This window comes from Brasilonema bromeliae SPC951, from assembly GCF_012912135.1.
In the GTDB taxonomy this organism is placed as follows: domain Bacteria; phylum Cyanobacteriota; class Cyanobacteriia; order Cyanobacteriales; family Nostocaceae; genus Brasilonema; species Brasilonema bromeliae.
Genome location: NZ_QMEB01000128.1, coordinates 1 through 17,484, shown reverse-complemented (window position 1 = coordinate 17,484; position 17,484 = coordinate 1). Strand labels below are relative to the sequence as shown.

Genomic DNA, 17,484 nt, shown 5'->3' with positions numbered 1-17,484 from the left:
CCCCTTAGCAAGGGGAGCCAGTGCGTTGCGGGGGTTCCCCCCGTTGTAGCACCTGGCGTGAGGGGTAAGGGGTGGGGTTAAAAAGCGTACTGCATCCAAATGACAACTGCTATAACACACGCTCATACCAAGTTGCAATCAAAGGTAATACCTGTCATTGCGAGTGAAACGAAGTGGGACGAAGCAATCTCCCCTAAAGCGCTACTACACGGAATCGCAAATGTAGTTCCAGTTCTTCTTCAGGTTTGTTCATATAACTTTATTTTAGATACTATTGCCTATCCGCCTGAGCAAGCGTTTAGGAAAATTGAGCAACCGCTTGAAAACACCACCCTATCCCTCGTGCCAAAGCTGATAAAACTTAGGGTAGGGCATATTTTCGGCACAGGGCCATAAGCTATATGCCGCTCCCCTACGAGTTTCTTCATCTTGAGAGTTTTGGATTAACTCAACTAAAGCCTTGATTGCAATTGGGTTATCCTTGCCAATTTCCCCTAAGCTATATGCCGCTCCCCAACGAGTTTCTTCATCTTGAGAGTTTTGGATTAACTCAACTAAAGCCTTGATTGCTTTTGTGCGATCCGTCTGTTGTATTGCAGCTATTGCTTCTTTTTTAGCAAAATCATGACTAATCGTCCACTTAACAATTTCTTCCAGTATTGCATCTGTTTGGGGATAATCCTTAAACTCAGCAATCCCCGCTGCGGCTAAAAAGTAAGCTCGATACCAAAAAAAATTGTTGCACCCATCGTTAAACTTTATCAACGCTTCGATAAACTGCTCTTTCTGCTGGCTTAGCTTCTCATCCTCTCGCCCCAACCACAGCAAAATCACCTCTTTCCACTGCAGTTCAAAAATGCGGTAAGGCTTGTACTTGTCTGGATTATATTTATCTTTTACAGGTTTATTTTTGTGTTCGCGGGGTAAGAAAAAGTCCCAATCCTGAATTGCACACGCTGCAAAATATTCTTGAAACGTGGGATGGAAGAAAGCATAAACGGCTTCGTCAGTTTGGGAATCTCGATCTACCAAATTTAGCCAACCCAAATCACAGGCTAATTTGAACAGCTTTTCGTCCATTTCTTTTGCAAGACTCTCCCGCAAGCGAAATCTTGCTGGGCTGTTGATTCCTGCTACGGCTAATTTCCCCAGATAAAAGTGCAATTCCTCCGGATTCTTGACTTCCTTGTGTTTCCACTCATAAAAATAGCGGCGGAACCTGTCGTATAATCCTGCTTTGGTTTTTGGCAATTCTGCTTGCTTATCGAGATAAAAAATCTGACACAATAGCGCCAACCTCAGCGGATTTTTGACTAACTCACGGATGCGTTCTCTTCCGGTTTCTTTTAATTTCGCTTGTAGTTGTTCGCCTCGCTGTGGATTTTTGGCATCAGCAAACCAGTTCTGAATAAATTCGTCAATTTGCTCTGGCTCAAAATCCTGAGTGCGATACGTGTCAAACCCACTCAGCGGATTGTTAACGCTAGCATCCCAGACATTCATCCGACAAGTGAGCACCACCCGCGCCTGAGTCAGCCAGGAAGTGAGTTGTTTTTGAATTGTATCTAACGCCCGAACAGGTGAATCAAAACCCATCTCATCCACACCATCCAACAGCAGCCACACCCCACCCTGCTGGAACCGTTTGATCAGCTGTTGCTGAATCTGCGGCTCAATTTGCGAGGTGACAACAATTTCAGGATGAGATAATCTCATCGCTTCTGGGAGCCATCTGTTGAGCAGATATTCTTCTAACGTCCTTTTTTCCAGACTAGCCAGAGAAATAAAGATGGGGAAGTTTTCAGTTTGTGACTTGATGAAAGATGCTATCGCCCCCAACAAAGTCGTTTTTCCTGCTCCTGGTTCGCCAATAATCGCAACGTGCTTGTTTTTTCCTGTGGGAGTTTGCTCAATCACCTGTTGGAGAAACTCGTCATGTTGATAAATTTGGGCGATCGCTTCTTTCTCTACCCCGTACACCTCATTTAGCTGACAATTTTCATCTACACCCCGGCGAGACTGTTGTTTGCGTTCCACTAATCCCAGTGGTACATGAACATTCAGCTCATATTCCATCTCAGTGACTTTCCGTCTTTCCCTCTGGGATTCTTGCTCATGTTCCAGCATCGCATCGCAAACTTTGCGCCAGTCAATGGGATCTATTTTTTCAGGCTTTACCGAATCGATGGCGTGGTGATGATGCACCTCCATGTTGTCGGCATTATACATATAACCTTGATTACCTGTTTGAACGAACTCTTTACCACCAGAAACATTCATATTTTATATTCCTATTCAAGTGAGTTTTTATAACTGAGAGCTTGCACGATGACGAGGAAACCACGCTTGGCTTTTATGAAATGGTGTTTCAAGTTACTCAAAAATCAGTTCTAGTTTTTTCAGTCCATAAAAATGGACTTCCTCTATTAGCCTGGGACTTCAAGTCCTAGGCGGACGAGAACGGAGCATCCCAAATATGTAAGTTATATTAAATCCAGGTGATGAATTGTCATTGCGAGCGCAACGTAGTGGAGCGAAGCAATCTCTTAACTTGCACCTTTTATAACCGTTATACAGTAAGGCTTTGAGAAACATCATAAAAATGTGCTTGTTTCATATTTTGCGGGAGTGTTAATCGCGCCCGTGAGAGGCTCACATCTTGCGATTGCTTAACTACGCTGTCGCTTCGTTCGCAATGACAAACATGTTTTTGCAAAATAGGGAAGCTGATTCTTTGGCTTCCCACAAACCTAAACTGACTGTTAAGGATGCTTGTGAATGGTTATTGTTTCAGCGTTATAAAATTCTCCTTTGTTGTGATTTTGCTGATAAGCTTTGCCACCATAAACGTTCATAACATTGGAACCTTTACCCTCAGCTTCAAGTTCTTGATTGATTTCATTGGCGAGATGTGAAACCTCTTCTTTAAATTGCTTATCTGTTAGCATCGCAACCTTAAAAAAACTCTCAAGTACTTCCAAATTTGGTTCAGAACCTTTATCATGTTTCTCTATCTCGACTTTCGCCTCGTTAATCTTTTCTAATTTAGAAACGATTTTCTGGCGTAGTTCATTAATTTTAGGAATGACTACCGCTTCAGTTGCTTTCCCAATCAGGGTTTCTGAAACTTTTGTGAAAACGAAACCGATAATTGCAGCCGCTGACAAGGTGACAGGTTCCATAAATATGCCTCTAAATAATTTAGACACATCTGACTTCAATGATAACCAGTGTAATTCCGCAAAAGCTTTGCTTAATTTTCTTTCCCTTCTTCTCTTAGCCTGCTAGTCACGGGGCATCATTAGGGTGGGCATTGCAATGCCCACCCTACACCTTTTTTTGTAAATTCAGATCTTGGAAACCTGAGGACATTTTTTACCGTCTTCTCTTTGAGATGGCAAAGAAAGTCCTCAGAACTGTTTTAGCAAAGTTACTCCGGTAAATTTGCAAACACCTGTTCAACTAATTCCTTCGCTTTATTATCCAAGTTCTGCCAGTCTACATCACCATTTTCATCTATTAAATCAGTATCAATGTCAGCTGTATCATCCCCGGAAATGTAGTTACTAAAACACACGCGATAACACAATTCCCATAAATCAATATTGACAGTTTGCTCTTGACGCTGTAGAGACAAATGATATCCTGGATGGGGTATGGGCAGACGGGAGAGTTTTTCTCTGATTTCTAAAGCTTGCTCCGGTGTTGCAGCTTCCAAGTCTTGCAGGAACTGGGTCACTATTGCTTTCGTCTCATCAGTAGTGCCAGTAGGCCAAATCAGGACATCTTGATAAGTTCCCGTCCAGGAAGATACATCAAGCAGCTTGCGAATATTATCGATAACGCGAATGAAAGCAGGTTGCATGAGCAGTTCCGCCTGATCCCACGCTACTGAGTTATTAATTTTAGGTGGCATTGGAATTGACAAGGGCTATTGAAATAAAAATTAACAATGTGTATTTTTTAAAAAACTGTGTTTTACATTTAAATCTTTTCTCAAGATAGCGGATTTCATTGAGAAATTATTGGAGATATTTATTACCCTTTCTTAAATTGGGTGTTATCGCTGGGGAGTGAATATGATAGGCAAGCTACTAGATCATCGTTACCGAGTTATTAGAATCCTTGCTACAGGAGGATTTGGTGAAACTTACATCGCCCAAGATACAAAACGACCAGGGAACCCGATTTGCGTTGTCAAGCACCTTAAGCCTGCCAATTCGGAAGCTAAGATGTTTGACACCGCCAAACGGCTGTTTCAGAGTGAAGCTGAAACCTTAGAACAATTGGGCAATCATGACCAAGTTCCTCGGCTTTTGGCTTATTTCGACGAAAATCAAGAATTTTATTTAGTACAAGAGTTTATAGAAGGGCATCCTCTGGGTGACGAATTGGTTCCCAATCACCGGTGGAGTGAAAGCCAAGTTATTGAATTGTTGGTGGAAGTTCTGGACATCCTGAAATTTGTCCACGGACAAGGCGTCATTCATCGCGATATCAAGCCAGATAACATTATCCGTCGCGCCTCAGATAAAAAACTCGTTCTCGTAGATTTTGGGGCTGTCAAACAATTGCGAGGATCTGCGGGATATGCTGGGCGATCGCCAATATTTACCGCAGTTCATCACTCTGCAACTGTAGCCATTGGGACTCCTGGCTATATGCCCACGGAACAAGGTCAAGGCAAACCCCGTCCCAACAGTGATATGTATGCTCTGGGCATCATCGCTATTCAAGCGCTCACAGGAGTCGCACCAGTAGATTTCCAAGAAGATCCTAACACTGGAGAAACCCTCTGGCAGCATTTAGTTCCTGTCAGCGACGCCTTGGAAGCCGTGTTAAGCAAGATGGTGCGTTATCATTTCAAAGACCGTTTCCAGAGCGCATCAGAAGCACTACAAGCATTACAGTCACTTTCCTCAAGCTACACGCCCAGGGAATATACAAATACGACTTCTAGCCACCAACCAATTAAGTCCTCATCAGCCTTATCTCCACTGTCTCGTCAAAAAACCATCGCCGTTGCGCCGGCAAATCCAGTTCTCCAACTAGCACCAGCAACTCCCAAATCTCTCGCCAGAAGTTCTAGTAGACCAGATTTATTACAGTTTGTAATTATAGGAATTTTAGTTGGTGGTGCTGCTGCTGTGACCCCAGCTGTGGTTAAAAATGTTCAAGGTTTTGCTTCTAATTTTGCTATTAATGACACGAACTCAGCAGAAAACTGTTTAGCTGTTGTTCAGGAAAATTCTAATATCCGTTCTGAGCCAACTTCTATTAATGATGATTCTATTATCAAAGCTGTTAATAAAGATACTAAATTTGAGGTAACAGGCAGACGAACAAAACGCGGTTGGGTAGAGATTAAACTTGACCCTACACAAACAGCTTGGGCAAACTCAGAAATTATCAAAAACAACGAACAATGGGTTTCTTGCCTGCGAGACAAGGGGACTGCAGTCAAAACAGTGGATGATAGTGACCTTATTGCTGCTCGCCCTGCACCCAAGCCAAAAACAGAATCTGTAGTTGATGCAGCAACGTCATCATCACCCGAGTCGGAACAATCAGAAACATCAAAAAGTTTATCAGCAAGCAAATCAACGCCCGCCACTTTGGATAAAGGTGGTTCAAAGGTTGTGGAACAAGCAAAACAGAAGTACGAATCGGGAGATTTACAGGGTGCGATCGCCCTGTTAAAAACAATGACTGCAAATCCTACTGCTGTCAAACAGACAACAGAAATGATATCCCAATGGCAGCAAGATTGGTCTAAAGCGGAAGCTTTATTCAAAGACGTTGACACAGCCCTTGGTGATGGACAATGGGATAAGGTATTAGCTTATAAAGACCATCCAGAAAAACTACCCAATATTCAGTACTGGCGAAACAAAGTAGAGCCATTATTTCAACAAGCTGCCGACCATTTAGCAAAACAAGAGCTTCCTCAACTAGGCAATTCTAGCAACCAAAACAAAGCCAAACTGGAACATCAAAATTCCAGTGAGGATTATGGACTTGATACGATAGATGATTTCGATAATATCGAAACTTCAGAACCACAGAAAACTCCGGGAAATCATTTGTAATCAAAGCTATCAATAAACTTCACTTCGTTACTGATAGTCTTTGGTTAGCAGTTAATAGTTAGTTGTTAGCAAAAAACTAATAACTAACTACTAACTGCTAAAGATTAGCAATTAATACTCAATCTATCTGTAGATCCCTTGCCGGTTGCCAAGCTATTTTTTCGTTGGTGGGGGAGGAATTGGCCGCTCTAGAGCAGCGTTGAAGAAGTAAACTCGGTCACAATATTGGTTTGGACTAGCACAAACAGCCTCTATGGCAACGTTGCTGGCATTATTAACATCAAGTGTCAATGAAGCCTGCTGTGTCGGACTAACAGTACGTGTTTGTGCTTGGTTGCCATCTAAGTAAATCTTAACCTCAACACTTGGACTTTTTGTATCATTGTCACGCATTCCAAAACCCAGATTGAGAGTTTCAAACCCAGGTTTAGAACTTTTTTCTGGCTTAATGTTACAAGTTATTGAGGCAGAGCGGTTGCCAGGTCCTAGATAAAACCTGCTAGTATAAACTGCTCTGCCTATAGAAACATCAAGATCCTGCTGATTAACACTGCCAAATCCACTGTTAACACATTTAGTCGTCAGCAGAGAGACAGGACGCGGCGCTCGTTGTGCCTGAGCTATTTTTCCTCCAAAGGATAATAAAGAGGATAATAGTAAGGCACCAGTGAGCACCGAACTGATAAGCGGAGTTGTTTGCATTGGGATTTGAGAATCTAGTTTTCAGGCAAAAGACGAAAACAAAATAAAATAATAATAGCTAATTAGGCGTACAAAGACGGGATGAAGTCTGAATCCCTAAAAGAAGGCAACGCCCCCATACAGAGTCAGTGCGCCCTGGCTCTCGTAAGCGCGTGCAGTAAATTCAGTGCTATGCAGTCCTTGTTTCCCGACCTACTAGGCGACTAGTGTAAGCGCAGCGTCTTGTGCAGGAGATACCCAAACGGTTTTCCCAAGGGTACGAACTGTCCCTCGCGAAGAAATAAGTTTTCAAGGGCGCAAACAAAATAAAATTATCCCGCAAATATGCAACGCCGCAATTAACTTTCAATTTTTTTATATATAGAACATCTGAAAATTTTTATATTGAGTTGGCTTTCTCTTCAGTAGTGCGATATCCCATCTTCCGCACCCTCAACGGGCTGTTAAAGGTTTTTACTGTTTTTAAAGATGCAAGGATGCTATCTAAAATACTCAACGTACTGATTAAATGTATTTCAAAAAACATTCATCTCAGTATAAAGGCATAATTAATGACTCTGAAAATGATTTATTCTAAATAATTATGCTGTGTGACAGTTCAAGGTGCGGAACGTGGGTTATACAACAGTCTTGACCTTTTTGTTTTGTATGAATACGACTGACTATGCTCGATAGTAAACATAAAGACGTCGTATTCCTAAAATTAAGCGGCCTTATTTGTCTTCCAAATCCAGAGCATTCTCACGACGGATGTCACCTTGATAACTCCAAAGCAAGAACGCTGCGGTAAAAATAGTTTTCGATCTGAGCACTACAAATTGGTAGACTAATCTAACAGCCTATGATTAATGAGTATAGGGTTTATGACTCAGTGTTAACTGTTACCCACTGAAACTTTTAATACATATCATCGTATTCTTGTGCTTCAACTCGTCTTTCGGTACGAGGAGGGAGGAACTCAGCGCGACGTACAGGAGCAAGCGGTGGAGTGGGACCGTTATAAGGATGAATCACTTGTACGGTACGAGTTGGACGGTCTTTTGGTGAGAACAAAGCCAAGACACCAGCGACCACAATACCACCACCTACTGTGAGAGTCATACCTCCTACTGCCCAAACAACCGGAGAAGACCACCAACGATTTTCAGACTGGTGCTGTAACTGCGCTGCATTTTGTTGTTGGTTTTGCTGATTTAATTGGACTTGGTAGTTATAAACTTGTTGGATTTGGGACTGGAGTTGTTGGACTTGGGTTTTTAGACCATTGTTTTCATTCTTGAGTCCTTCATTTTCCAACTTCAGCCGTTCCGTCTGTACGCGCATTTCTTCGTTGTTTGGACTGATTGGCACTGGATTAGGATATGGCTGCCCAGGATAAGTCGCAGTTGGCGGCATCATTGCTGAAGGTGCTACCACAGCTGGTAGTTGTGAGCCAACTGTGTAGTTAGGTAAAGAGTTTCCTCCTGTACCTTTTAGTAACACGAGAGCCGCAAGTCCAGCGACAGCGACTCCGCCGATAAATGCCATGCTCTCACTCATCGCCTTTTCCCCTAGACTGCGACGAAACTACAATGATTAATATCTGACACTCTCTCACACTCATCATAAAACTTTTGCCCTACTGGTTACATCATACATACCCAAATTATCAGCCATGGAGTAGAATCGTTTTTTACCATCCCACCACTCGATATCTGCTTTATATATTCAAGACGATATCTATGAAATTGTCTACCAAGGAAAGTAACAAAACTCGCTTGTTAAACTTTTTTAATCTACCTCGCTTGAGTTAATCAGGTTTAACTTATTAAGCATATATCAAGTTGTCGTCATCGCTGCTTTGAGACAAATATTTTGTTTACTTGGGGGAGATTCGACGGCACTACCAACTGTCTTCGCCTCGCTGCAAGGGCGGTGTGCTTTGCCAACGCGTTGGCTCACCAATACGCCAGAGGAATCTCCACAGACGCAAATTCCTGCAGAACTTGCGGTACTGATGTTTAAAAGGTTCAAAGGTGGCAAATAGTTGTGATTAGGAGCCACTACCGGCGCAGTGGCTCCTAATAAAGGACAAAGAACAAATTTACACTTGGGATTGTTCTTGTTCTATCTCGGCTTGAATTTTTGCGAGTTCTTCGGGAGTGAGTTCTTCCAAGCGCTTCTGCAAATAAGCTTCTTCATATTGTTCCCGTTGTTTGTGGTAGGTCATTTTTTTTCCCACCGCACGGAAAGCATAGGTAAACAACCAGCCAATCAAACCAACAAATAATAAGACTTGGCTCCAAATACCAGCTTTCGAGCTATCTATGCCTACCTGTTTCAGTAAGACATACGCCAAGCCACCTGCAACAAAAATGCCAAAGCCAATTCCGATAGCGTCAATGCGTCGCATGAGAGTTATGACCTACCAATTTCGTTAAACTTCAATTTGTCGCGGTCGGGGTCGCAAGTTTACAAACGGCGACAAGAGCAACAAACCCGGAAAGAAGAAGAAGACCAAAAAGTACATAAAGGCACGTTCTAGAGAGCTAGCCACATACCAGCGTAAGTTTAAGTAAAACAGGACAGCGGCTGGTAAGACCAAAAGATAAGCTCCAGCCAAAATCAGATACAGTAGCGCTACAACCATAATTTCTTGGTTCTCAGTAGAAAAGACCATGTGGTGCATCTGTTTTCCATAATAGGCTGAATGCCTTGGCTGTTGGAAATATTGTTGCCCTAATAGAGGAACGAAGATTAAATAATAAACATAGAGAAAATTATTTCTGCCTTTGCTTTTATTTTTTGATCTATTTTCTAAAAATTATGCTATAGTAAACAACCAGTGCTGTACAACACACACGAGAAATGCTTGAGCAAGCATCTGTAAGGGTGAGCAAGCTGCTTTGAGGATAACTCCGGCGTCAGCGACTAGCAAACCCAAAAGGTGCGGCAATGAAGTAAGAGGCAAGTTAGGAAAACCTAAAACCTCAATTTCGACTCAAGAATCTCAAATTTACCAGCGTAAAAGTGCAAAATTGGACAAATAACGCATTTAATGCTGGAATAGATGAGGAGGTTATTTTTTACCTCCACAACTGACTCCCAAACATGTCAGGGGGTGTGGCGGAATGGTAGACGCTACGGACTTAGATAACTGAGCCTTGATGGAGAAATCCAGCAAGTGACTGCTCTCAAATTCAGGGAAACCTAAATCTGATCATAGATATGGCAATCCTGAGCCAAGCCAAGTTTGTCTTTTGTCCTTCGTCCTTAGTTAATTGTTACTAGCAAATGACTAACGACAAATGACGAATGATCAATGCGGAAGGTGCAGAGACTCGACGGGAGCTACCCTAACGTAAAGTCGAGGGTAAAGAGAGAGTCCAATTCTCAAAGCCTTATTGGGTTATTTAACCTACTAGGCAGTAGTGAAAGCTGCGGGAGAATGAAAATCCGTTGACCCTAAACGGTCGTGTGGGTTCAAGTCCCTCCACCCCCATTTATAAATTCAAAATTCAAAATTCAGAATTCAGAATTCAAAATATGCCCTACGGGTAGGCTACGCGAACAGAATATGCCTTATATGTCAGTAGGGCATGATACGCACAGTTCCTAGCTCCTGAGGGAGTAGGTATGAAATTCAGAATTCAAGAAGAAAATGGCGCTGGCTCCTGAAAACTCAGGACTGGAAAAGGCGTTCGTCGAGCCAGGATAAGCCAGCACCAGCAGTTTCAGCAAGAATGCTTACCAAACGATACAGACCAGTTGCGCCCAGGACTACCGCAGTTGGAAAATGTTGCTGCAAGAGTGCGATCGCTGTAGCTTCAAACACACCCAACCCACCAGGTGCTCCTGGAACCACTAACCCCAGTAACCACGCGAAACTAAAAGCACCAAGTAATAAAGGAATTTGACTAAAGTTTAAAGGACTCAAGCTAAGCAAAGTTAACATAAACCCTGCACTACGTAGTCCCAAAAAGCCCAATTCCCCGAGTAAAGGTCGTAGGGGATAGCGTTCTATACTCCAAGGATCTGCTTGTACGGTGTTGGAAGCAGACTTTTTTACCTTTATACGCTGCAATAGGTGAGTCGCTCTGTTCAAAAACTTGGGATGTAAAACACAAAGCACTCCTAATAAACCTAGTAGTTGTACGATGAGTATAATGATGGTAGTTTTTTCAGTTAGAAATTGGCTACTGAGTAAAACAACAATTAAAGCAGCTGCTGCCATCAGTAGAGGTTCTAGCAATACACTCAGGGTTGCTGCACCAGTAGAAACATTGGCATTTTTTGCTGCTATAATTCTTCCGTAGTAATGCCAGATATTACCTGGTATATATTTAGCGAGATTTGTTTTGAGGTAAACTTGAATGAACTCGAAAGAGTGGACAGGTTGATTTAATTCTCGAAGAACCCAAGTCCATACCCAACCTGCCCAAGTGTGTGCGAGTAATGTGACACCTGTGGCGATCGCCAAAATTGCCCATCCCGCTGCATCAATATGGATACTAGCGACTTCTTGCCAATTATCCTTAAAAGCTTTTACCAGAAAAAATAACGTTCCACCTAAAATTAGCCAGCGTAAAATTTTCTTGATCATTTTGGTAATTTAATTTACAGATTTGCCTACTGACTGACTACATCAAATCATATGGTAGATCAGCCATATATCCCAAGATGACCCGCAAAAATTGTTAATAGATTAGTCAAGTTTCTGTAGCGATTTTGCCAAAAAATATCATGAAATCAAGAAACTATTTATATTTACTGATGAGTTTCTCTCTCTTGTGTGAATTTATGTAAATATCTGAAATACTACACGAGCGTATGATTCAGCCGGTATTTTTTATTCGACAAATTAGTTTCAAGAAATATACTAGAAACTCTTAAAATTTCAGGCTTAATATTTTTTACTAGTTGATATTTTTGATCATAGATTGATAACTAAATATTCATACACGACTTCAACTAACCTGAATTAACGTAAGCACATGAAAAGCTAATTATACTAACTTATATCTCTCGAAAGTTAGAGAGTAAGAGGAAATAAGTATAAATCAAAATGTGACCTTTGCTAGAGGCATCCTTTGTTCTTGCCTTTGTAGTGTTAGAAATTGTTGGTCAGATATTTAGAAGATATTGTTCTTGTTTGTAGTTTTTTGTAGTTTACAGGAGGAATTTGTGAACAGTTTGACTTCTTTTATAAAAAAACTGCGGCTGCGTCAGATTGTGACAGTCTTTTTAGCTGGGCTGTTGTTGATAGTAAGCACGGCTTGTGGTAATGCAGCAAATACTCAAGGAGCAAATCCAGATAATCCTGCTGTGCAAGCTGGTGGTGCAAATAATCCCTATAAAAGTGGTGGGGATAAATATGTCAACGAGAAGATGTCTAAGTCTGGACACGACCAAGCTAGCTCACAGCTTAATTCACAATTACTAATTGCCTCTGGTGTCAACACAGAAGGGAAACTTTACCCAGGTGCTGAAACACCAGAAGGGAGAGCTTACAAGGAAGCAGAATTGCCCATCAAAACTCAGAAAAACATAGGGCAGCCTGAACCAGGTGGTTTAAATCAGCGTCAATCTGATGTAGGCGAGCGAATTCAAAACAGACTTGAAACTGTTGGGGAAGCAATTCAGGAAGCTTCAGGCTTTTTGAAAGACAAGGCAGATGAAGCTAGTAATAGACCTGAATTGCAACGCAATCCAGCAGTAAACAAATAGAAACCGTGTTTGGGATTGCAAATTTGGAGTAAATCCAAGATATAAAAGTAGTGAGTTAGTTCTTGGTTAATGTTTGACTTTGTCATACAAACAAAAGGAGTCGCACTGTGAAAAAAGTTATTGCTTTGCTGAAAAACATTCGCCCAATCAAACTTCTAACAGTTGTTGCGGCAGGAATGATCCTGTTTTTTACACAAGCTTGTAGTTCTGTAGCTGCAACAACGCCTCGTCAAACTGTAGGAGAGCAATCTGCACCTCCTAATTCTGAAACATACGTTCCAAAAGGAACTAATGTGCTTTCTCCCAATGAAGGTGGGATGAATAACTTTAGTGATGTTGACCCTAGAACCAACAAAGCTAAAGTAAAAGCTCAGGCTGAAGCTCTCAAAGAAAATGCGGAACGAAACATCCAGAACAGTTCGAGTAACCCAGCAGAAAATATTCGCCGCGTGGTTGAAGATAGAGGAGAAGTAGGCAGAAATCTTCAGGAAGGTGCTGAAAATATTAAAGAAAAAGCTCAAGGTACTGCTGAGGATTTGGTTCAAGGAACCAAGCAAGGAATTGAAAATATCAAAGCAAACACCAGCGATGCTGCTCAGGGTGCAGTCAATAACGTTCAGCGTTCTGCTGAAGATGCTGGCAATTCAGTGAGCACAAACTTAACAGATGCTAAGACCACTGTTGCTGAGAAAGGTCAAGAGGCGGCTGAAAACACTGAGAACTTGTTGGAAAAGGCTGGTGATGCCATCAAAGATGCTGTTAATTAACTAGCAATAGCGTGCTGTTATGTGCCCACAGACTGGGAGTCTGGGGCTTCACGAACTAAGCCCGCCTAGGCGGGCTTTTTTGTTATTTAGTCCGCCAAAGGGATTAGTCGCTAATAGCTGTCGCTGTTTGCGCGTACCAATTCTGTAGCCCTAGCCGCTGAATTTCTCGCCAAGGGATATTGTGTTTTCGCGCAAGTTCTGCGCAGTCTTCGTATTCTGGTTGGACGTTAGTTATCGCTTTTTCGTTTGCTTGTCCTGTCCATGCGACTTTGACGCGCACAACACCATATTCAGTTTCTACTTGTTGAATTTCTCGTTGGAGAGTGGCGCGTTGTTGAGTTGAACGACGAATTCCCAAAGTGGTGGTTTCGCGAAATAAAACGGCTTCACAGCTGTGTAGATTTTCTGGATGACAAATCACACTCAGCAAAATTCCTGGACGAGATTTTTTCATACCTACAAACTGGGTGAAGACATCTAAAGCACCAGCGGTAAATAATGCCTCAAACACATAACCTATTGCTTGTGGACTCAAGTCATCAATTTGAGTTTCTAAAACTGAGACAGTTTCCAAAGCTGGACTAGTATCACTGGCAATTGATTTTGTAGCGGATGAATTATCTGTGAAACCCACACTTAATTTATCTGTGACATTCGTTGCTTCACCCAGCCACAGGCGTAGAATATTCGGAATAGGTAGATGACTTGAACCAGCACCCAATCCTATTTGTTTGATGGTCATTGGGGGTGGAGAACCAAAGTCTACGGCAAGAGTTGTTGCAATGGCAGCTCCGGTTGGTGTTACCATTTCTCGTTCGATACCGTTACTATAGACTGGACACCCGCGCATTTCCCATAACTTCAAAACTGCTGGTACTGGTACAGCCATCTGACCGTGCGCCGCCCGCACTATTCCCCCACCAGTAGGTAGCGGTGAACAGAACAATAAAGGTAATCCTTGATGATTGCTCTCGATACCCAACCAATCTAAACCCAAACAAGTGCCAACAATATCGACAATGGCATCAACAGCACCCACTTCATGAAAATGAACTTTTTCTGGCGCAATACCGTGTACTGCCCCTTCTGCGACTGCTAGCTGTTGGAATACTGCCAAACTCCAAGCTTCTGCTCGTGATGGTAGCCCAGCTTTTTGAATCATCTGCTCAATTTCTGGCAAGTGGCGTCCGTGATGGTGATTGTGTTCATGGTGGTGGTGATGATGTTGGTCTAGTAAATCCACATGAACTTTGGTAGCCTGTTGAGTGTTACGGTGAACAAGTTCTGCTCTCAATTGATACTCATGCTCAATCCCTAACCGATTGAGTTTTTCAGTTAAATACTCTAAGGGAACACCCAGACTAACCACAGATCCCAGACACATATCACCGGAAATACCCGTCGGACATTGAAGATAAGCGATTTTCGTCATAATGAGTCATTAATTATTAATTGTTTGTTAGTTGCGAGTTGTTAAGTGCTAAAAATACCACTAACTACCAACTACTGACTTTCTTTTTCATTTCTATGGCAAAAATTTTCCAAGTTCATCCTGATAATCCCCAAGTCCGGCGTATAGAGGAAATACAAGCAGAACTGCAACGTGGCGCAGTGATGCTTTATCCCACGGATACAGTTTATGCTATTGGTTGTGATTTAAATGCTAAATCAGCAGTGGAGCGAGTACGGCAAATCAAACAGTTGGCAAATGACAAACCACTGACATTTTTATGTCCCTCGCTCTCTAATGTAGCGACTTATGCTTATGTAAGCGATACTGCTTATCGGATGATGAAAAGCCTAATCCCAGGACCGTATACATTTTTGTTACCTGCAACCAAGTTAGTGCCACGACTGGTACAAAGTCCCAAGCGGAAAACAACTGGAATTAGAGTGCCAAATCATACTATGTGTATAGCTTTATTGTCAGCGCTGGCAAACCCAATTATTTCGACTTCAGCACATTTACCACCGGATGATGACATAGATGATGAGTATAATGGCAAAGAACCACAAGCTTACTTATCCCGAATAGAATTATTTGATCGTTTGGACAGATTGGTAGATGTGATTGTTGACACTGGGGAGGAACCTAACTATGAAGTTTCTACCATTTTGGATATGACAGGAGAAAGACCAATGATTGTGCGGCAGGGTTTAGGCTGGGAAAAAGTCGCTGCATGGGTATAAATATTAAACTTCACGCTCCCAGTCGTCAATTCCAGAAAACAGAGTATAAATGACTCCAGTTTTTAGATTGTCATACCTACAACATTGGGGCTAGGTATGATTGAAAGTGTGAAAAATCTTGGAGCAGTAAGGGTTTGGGATACTCGGGGATCATGGTGGATATCCATGTATCTGTCGCTTTTGAGTGGCTTGTGAAAAAACCGACACACCGCTAACACTGTAACTTTTTCGGTTGTTTTACAGTCATATTGTGTGAGCAATGCTGACGGCGACTCTTCATAGATGAAAATCATGAAAGAGATTTGCCTACTGGGGCGTGCCTTGGTAGTGCAGTCTGAGCATTGTCGTACGGTGCAATACCACTTCTAGAAAAGTCATGAAACCAAATCTTCCCAACCTACCCACATCCACACCTTCTTTAAACCATTACGTTTCGACGGAACAATTGCAAGCTTGTAATAGTGATGCTCTCGTGCAGCTGCTGTGCAACGAAATGCAACCTCAGGTGAAAACAACACCTACGTCGGTGCAAGCCATAGCAAAGCGCATAGCAAAAGAAGTGGAACGCATCTGCAATAAAAGTTCCCGCATCCAAACATCAGGACAAATTAAGTCTTGGCTGTTAAATTTGGCAAGGCATCGTTCGCAAAAATGCCTGCGTTACTATCAATTGGGTTCAAAAAAAGGTCGCGTAGAATTACATAGCCAATTGGGGGCAATGGTTTACCGCCACATTATCACATCAAGTTCTGAGTTAGGGTTTGAAGCTCGTTACAACTTGATTGAAGATTTCCTACAAGCATTTTATCTGGAAGCTATCAAAGCTTTCCGGCGCGAAAACGAACTTCCTGAGGATTATACCCCGCGTACTCAACTAGAACTCGCAGAATATATGGCGTTTACAGAACAATATGCCAAACGTCGCATCAATCTGCCTGGAGGTAATCAACAGTTGGTTATATTACGTGCTCAAAGTTTTGCTCGTCGTTTACCTCAAGAAACCACTGTAGATATTGAACAAGCTGTTGAGTCTGCTAAAACCGAAGAGGCAGAATCTTATCAGCGTCACTCCGCCGTTCAACAAGTTCGCTCTCAGATGACAGCACAATCTCAGTTTGATCCTGCTGAAGATTCTGAGCGCGATCGCGTCATCTCAGAATTAGTAAAATATTTAGAAGCTCACGGTCAATCTGACTGCATAGATTATCTATCCTTAAAACTACAGGATCTCTCAGCACCAGAAATTGACCAAATTCTCGGTTTAACCACCCGCCAGCGCGATTATCTACAACAGCGTTTTAAGTATCATGTAGAAAAGTTTGCCAAGCAACACCAGTGGCAGTTGGTACATCAATGGTTAGGCGCAGGGCTAGAACAAAAATTGGGTTTATCCTCCCAACAGTGGGAAATATTTGTGAGCCAACTTTCTGAACAACAACAGCAAATTTTGCAGCTCAAAACAGCAAAACACAGTGATCAAGCGATCGCCAGAGCAATCAAATGTACCCCCAAACAGCTACAAAAGCGCTGGACTCAAATGTTAGAACTTGCATGGGCTATCCGCAACGGTAGTACAGGAGTACAGGTAGGCTAAAGTTGTAGTGAATTGTATCCACCAAGAAGGTAGTGTTATTCAATTTTCTAGAGTTTATCCTATTTGTTTAATGTTAAACATAGATAATCTATTCCTTCTTCTAATTCAAAAATCTGCTATTCTCTTTCCCAATAACCCACGTCACCCTTCTCTTCTCTCCATCTATTGGGGAATAGAGGAGGGTAATGGGGCACAAAGGAAGAGTTGCAGAGTTCAATAATTCTCAAATGTTGCAGCCAAAAGTAAATTATTCTTAAAATAAAAGCTATAATTTATAGTCAACTTTTCCTTTTCAAGATTTGGAGAGCAATGACTCAAGGTGGCAGAGCAAATCAGTCTGGCAACGTCTTGGAAAGAACTGTAGAAGGAACGTTGTTAGGGCATGGGTATGAGCTAGTCGGTTCTACTCCTTTCCCGCCCGAAGATTACCGTAAGG

The 17,484-nt window shown here is 42.2% G+C and carries 15 protein-coding genes; 5 read left to right on the top strand and 10 right to left on the bottom strand.

What is annotated here, in order from left to right:
* Nucleotides 1-333 precede the first annotated feature (333 nt).
* From DP116_RS16635 to DP116_RS16625, 3 genes are all read right to left on the bottom strand, one after another.
* A complete protein-coding gene (locus tag DP116_RS16635; protein WP_169156238.1) occupies nucleotides 334-2,280 on the bottom strand; it encodes an NACHT domain-containing protein in 1,947 nt (648 codons plus the stop codon).
* Nucleotides 2,281-2,762: 482 nt separating this feature from the next.
* A complete protein-coding gene (locus DP116_RS16630) occupies nucleotides 2,763-3,182 on the bottom strand; it encodes a hypothetical protein (protein ID WP_169156237.1) in 420 nt (139 codons plus the stop codon).
* 248 nt (nucleotides 3,183-3,430) lie between these two features.
* Complete coding sequence (locus DP116_RS16625) at nucleotides 3,431-3,916, bottom strand: hypothetical protein (RefSeq protein WP_169156236.1); 486 nt, start codon at nucleotides 3,914-3,916, stop codon at nucleotides 3,431-3,433.
* A gap of 163 nt (nucleotides 3,917-4,079) precedes the next feature.
* Between DP116_RS16625 and DP116_RS16620 the strand changes: the two genes are divergently transcribed.
* Nucleotides 4,080-6,089, top strand: a complete 2,010-nt coding sequence (locus DP116_RS16620; RefSeq protein WP_169156235.1) for a serine/threonine protein kinase — start codon at nucleotides 4,080-4,082, stop codon at nucleotides 6,087-6,089.
* Between the two features lie 153 nt (nucleotides 6,090-6,242).
* On the opposite strand, the gene DP116_RS16615 is transcribed toward DP116_RS16620, so the two are convergent.
* From DP116_RS16615 to DP116_RS16595, 6 genes are all read right to left on the bottom strand, one after another.
* Nucleotides 6,243-6,791, bottom strand: coding sequence for a hypothetical protein (locus DP116_RS16615; RefSeq protein WP_169156234.1), 549 nt, complete (start codon nucleotides 6,789-6,791; stop codon nucleotides 6,243-6,245).
* Nucleotides 6,792-7,688: 897 nt separating this feature from the next.
* Nucleotides 7,689-8,330, bottom strand: coding sequence for a coiled-coil domain-containing protein (locus DP116_RS16610; protein ID WP_169156233.1), 642 nt, complete (start codon nucleotides 8,328-8,330; stop codon nucleotides 7,689-7,691).
* A 279-nt stretch (nucleotides 8,331-8,609) separates the two neighbouring features.
* Nucleotides 8,610-8,834, bottom strand: coding sequence for a hypothetical protein (locus DP116_RS28595; protein WP_211173314.1), 225 nt, complete (start codon nucleotides 8,832-8,834; stop codon nucleotides 8,610-8,612).
* A gap of 40 nt (nucleotides 8,835-8,874) precedes the next feature.
* Nucleotides 8,875-9,183 carry a DUF3007 family protein gene (locus DP116_RS16605; protein WP_169156232.1) on the bottom strand — a complete coding sequence of 103 codons (309 nt, stop codon included), beginning with the start codon at nucleotides 9,181-9,183 and terminating at the stop codon, nucleotides 8,875-8,877.
* A gap of 24 nt (nucleotides 9,184-9,207) precedes the next feature.
* On the bottom strand, nucleotides 9,208-9,450 hold the full coding sequence (gene ndhL, locus DP116_RS16600) for an NAD(P)H-quinone oxidoreductase subunit L (protein ID WP_169156231.1): 243 nt from the start codon (nucleotides 9,448-9,450) through the stop codon (nucleotides 9,208-9,210).
* Nucleotides 9,451-10,452: 1,002 nt separating this feature from the next.
* Nucleotides 10,453-11,373, bottom strand: a complete 921-nt coding sequence (locus DP116_RS16595) for a lysylphosphatidylglycerol synthase domain-containing protein (RefSeq protein ID WP_169156230.1) — start codon at nucleotides 11,371-11,373, stop codon at nucleotides 10,453-10,455.
* A gap of 581 nt (nucleotides 11,374-11,954) precedes the next feature.
* Here DP116_RS16595 and DP116_RS16590 point away from each other — a divergent pair.
* On the top strand, nucleotides 11,955-12,497 hold the full coding sequence (locus tag DP116_RS16590; RefSeq protein WP_169156229.1) for a DUF6658 family protein: 543 nt from the start codon (nucleotides 11,955-11,957) through the stop codon (nucleotides 12,495-12,497).
* 107 nt (nucleotides 12,498-12,604) lie between these two features.
* Nucleotides 12,605-13,264 (top strand): hypothetical protein, encoded by a 660-nt coding sequence (locus tag DP116_RS16585; protein WP_211173312.1) that lies wholly within the window; start codon nucleotides 12,605-12,607, stop codon nucleotides 13,262-13,264.
* 103 nt (nucleotides 13,265-13,367) lie between these two features.
* On the opposite strand, the gene larC is transcribed toward DP116_RS16585, so the two are convergent.
* Nucleotides 13,368-14,696: a nickel pincer cofactor biosynthesis protein LarC gene (gene larC / locus DP116_RS16580; protein WP_169156228.1), complete on the bottom strand. Its 1,329-nt coding sequence runs from the start codon at nucleotides 14,694-14,696 to the stop codon at nucleotides 13,368-13,370.
* A gap of 95 nt (nucleotides 14,697-14,791) precedes the next feature.
* Between larC and DP116_RS16575 the strand changes: the two genes are divergently transcribed.
* Nucleotides 14,792-15,454 carry an L-threonylcarbamoyladenylate synthase gene (locus DP116_RS16575; protein WP_169156227.1) on the top strand — a complete coding sequence of 221 codons (663 nt, stop codon included), beginning with the start codon at nucleotides 14,792-14,794 and terminating at the stop codon, nucleotides 15,452-15,454.
* 376 nt (nucleotides 15,455-15,830) lie between these two features.
* Nucleotides 15,831-17,048 carry a HetZ-related protein gene (locus DP116_RS16570; protein ID WP_169156226.1) on the top strand — a complete coding sequence of 406 codons (1,218 nt, stop codon included), beginning with the start codon at nucleotides 15,831-15,833 and terminating at the stop codon, nucleotides 17,046-17,048.
* Nucleotides 17,049-17,484 lie beyond the last annotated feature (436 nt).

Coding starts and splice junctions, on each gene's coding strand:
- DP116_RS16635 (WP_169156238.1), bottom strand. CDS start 2,280: ATGAATGTTTCTGGTGGTAAAGAGTTCGTTCAAACAGGTAATCAAGGT.
- DP116_RS16630 (WP_169156237.1), bottom strand. CDS start 3,182: ATGGAACCTGTCACCTTGTCAGCGGCTGCAATTATCGGTTTCGTTTTC.
- DP116_RS16625 (WP_169156236.1), bottom strand. CDS start 3,916: ATGCCACCTAAAATTAATAACTCAGTAGCGTGGGATCAGGCGGAACTG.
- DP116_RS16620 (WP_169156235.1), top strand. CDS start 4,080: ATGATAGGCAAGCTACTAGATCATCGTTACCGAGTTATTAGAATCCTT.
- DP116_RS16615 (WP_169156234.1), bottom strand. CDS start 6,791: ATGCAAACAACTCCGCTTATCAGTTCGGTGCTCACTGGTGCCTTACTA.
- DP116_RS16610 (WP_169156233.1), bottom strand. CDS start 8,330: ATGAGTGAGAGCATGGCATTTATCGGCGGAGTCGCTGTCGCTGGACTT.
- DP116_RS16605 (WP_169156232.1), bottom strand. CDS start 9,183: ATGCGACGCATTGACGCTATCGGAATTGGCTTTGGCATTTTTGTTGCA.
- ndhL (WP_169156231.1), bottom strand. CDS start 9,450: ATGGTCTTTTCTACTGAGAACCAAGAAATTATGGTTGTAGCGCTACTG.
- DP116_RS16595 (WP_169156230.1), bottom strand. CDS start 11,373: ATGATCAAGAAAATTTTACGCTGGCTAATTTTAGGTGGAACGTTATTT.
- larC (WP_169156228.1), bottom strand. CDS start 14,696: ATGACGAAAATCGCTTATCTTCAATGTCCGACGGGTATTTCCGGTGAT.
- DP116_RS16575 (WP_169156227.1), top strand. CDS start 14,792: ATGGCAAAAATTTTCCAAGTTCATCCTGATAATCCCCAAGTCCGGCGT.
- DP116_RS16570 (WP_169156226.1), top strand. CDS start 15,831: ATGAAACCAAATCTTCCCAACCTACCCACATCCACACCTTCTTTAAAC.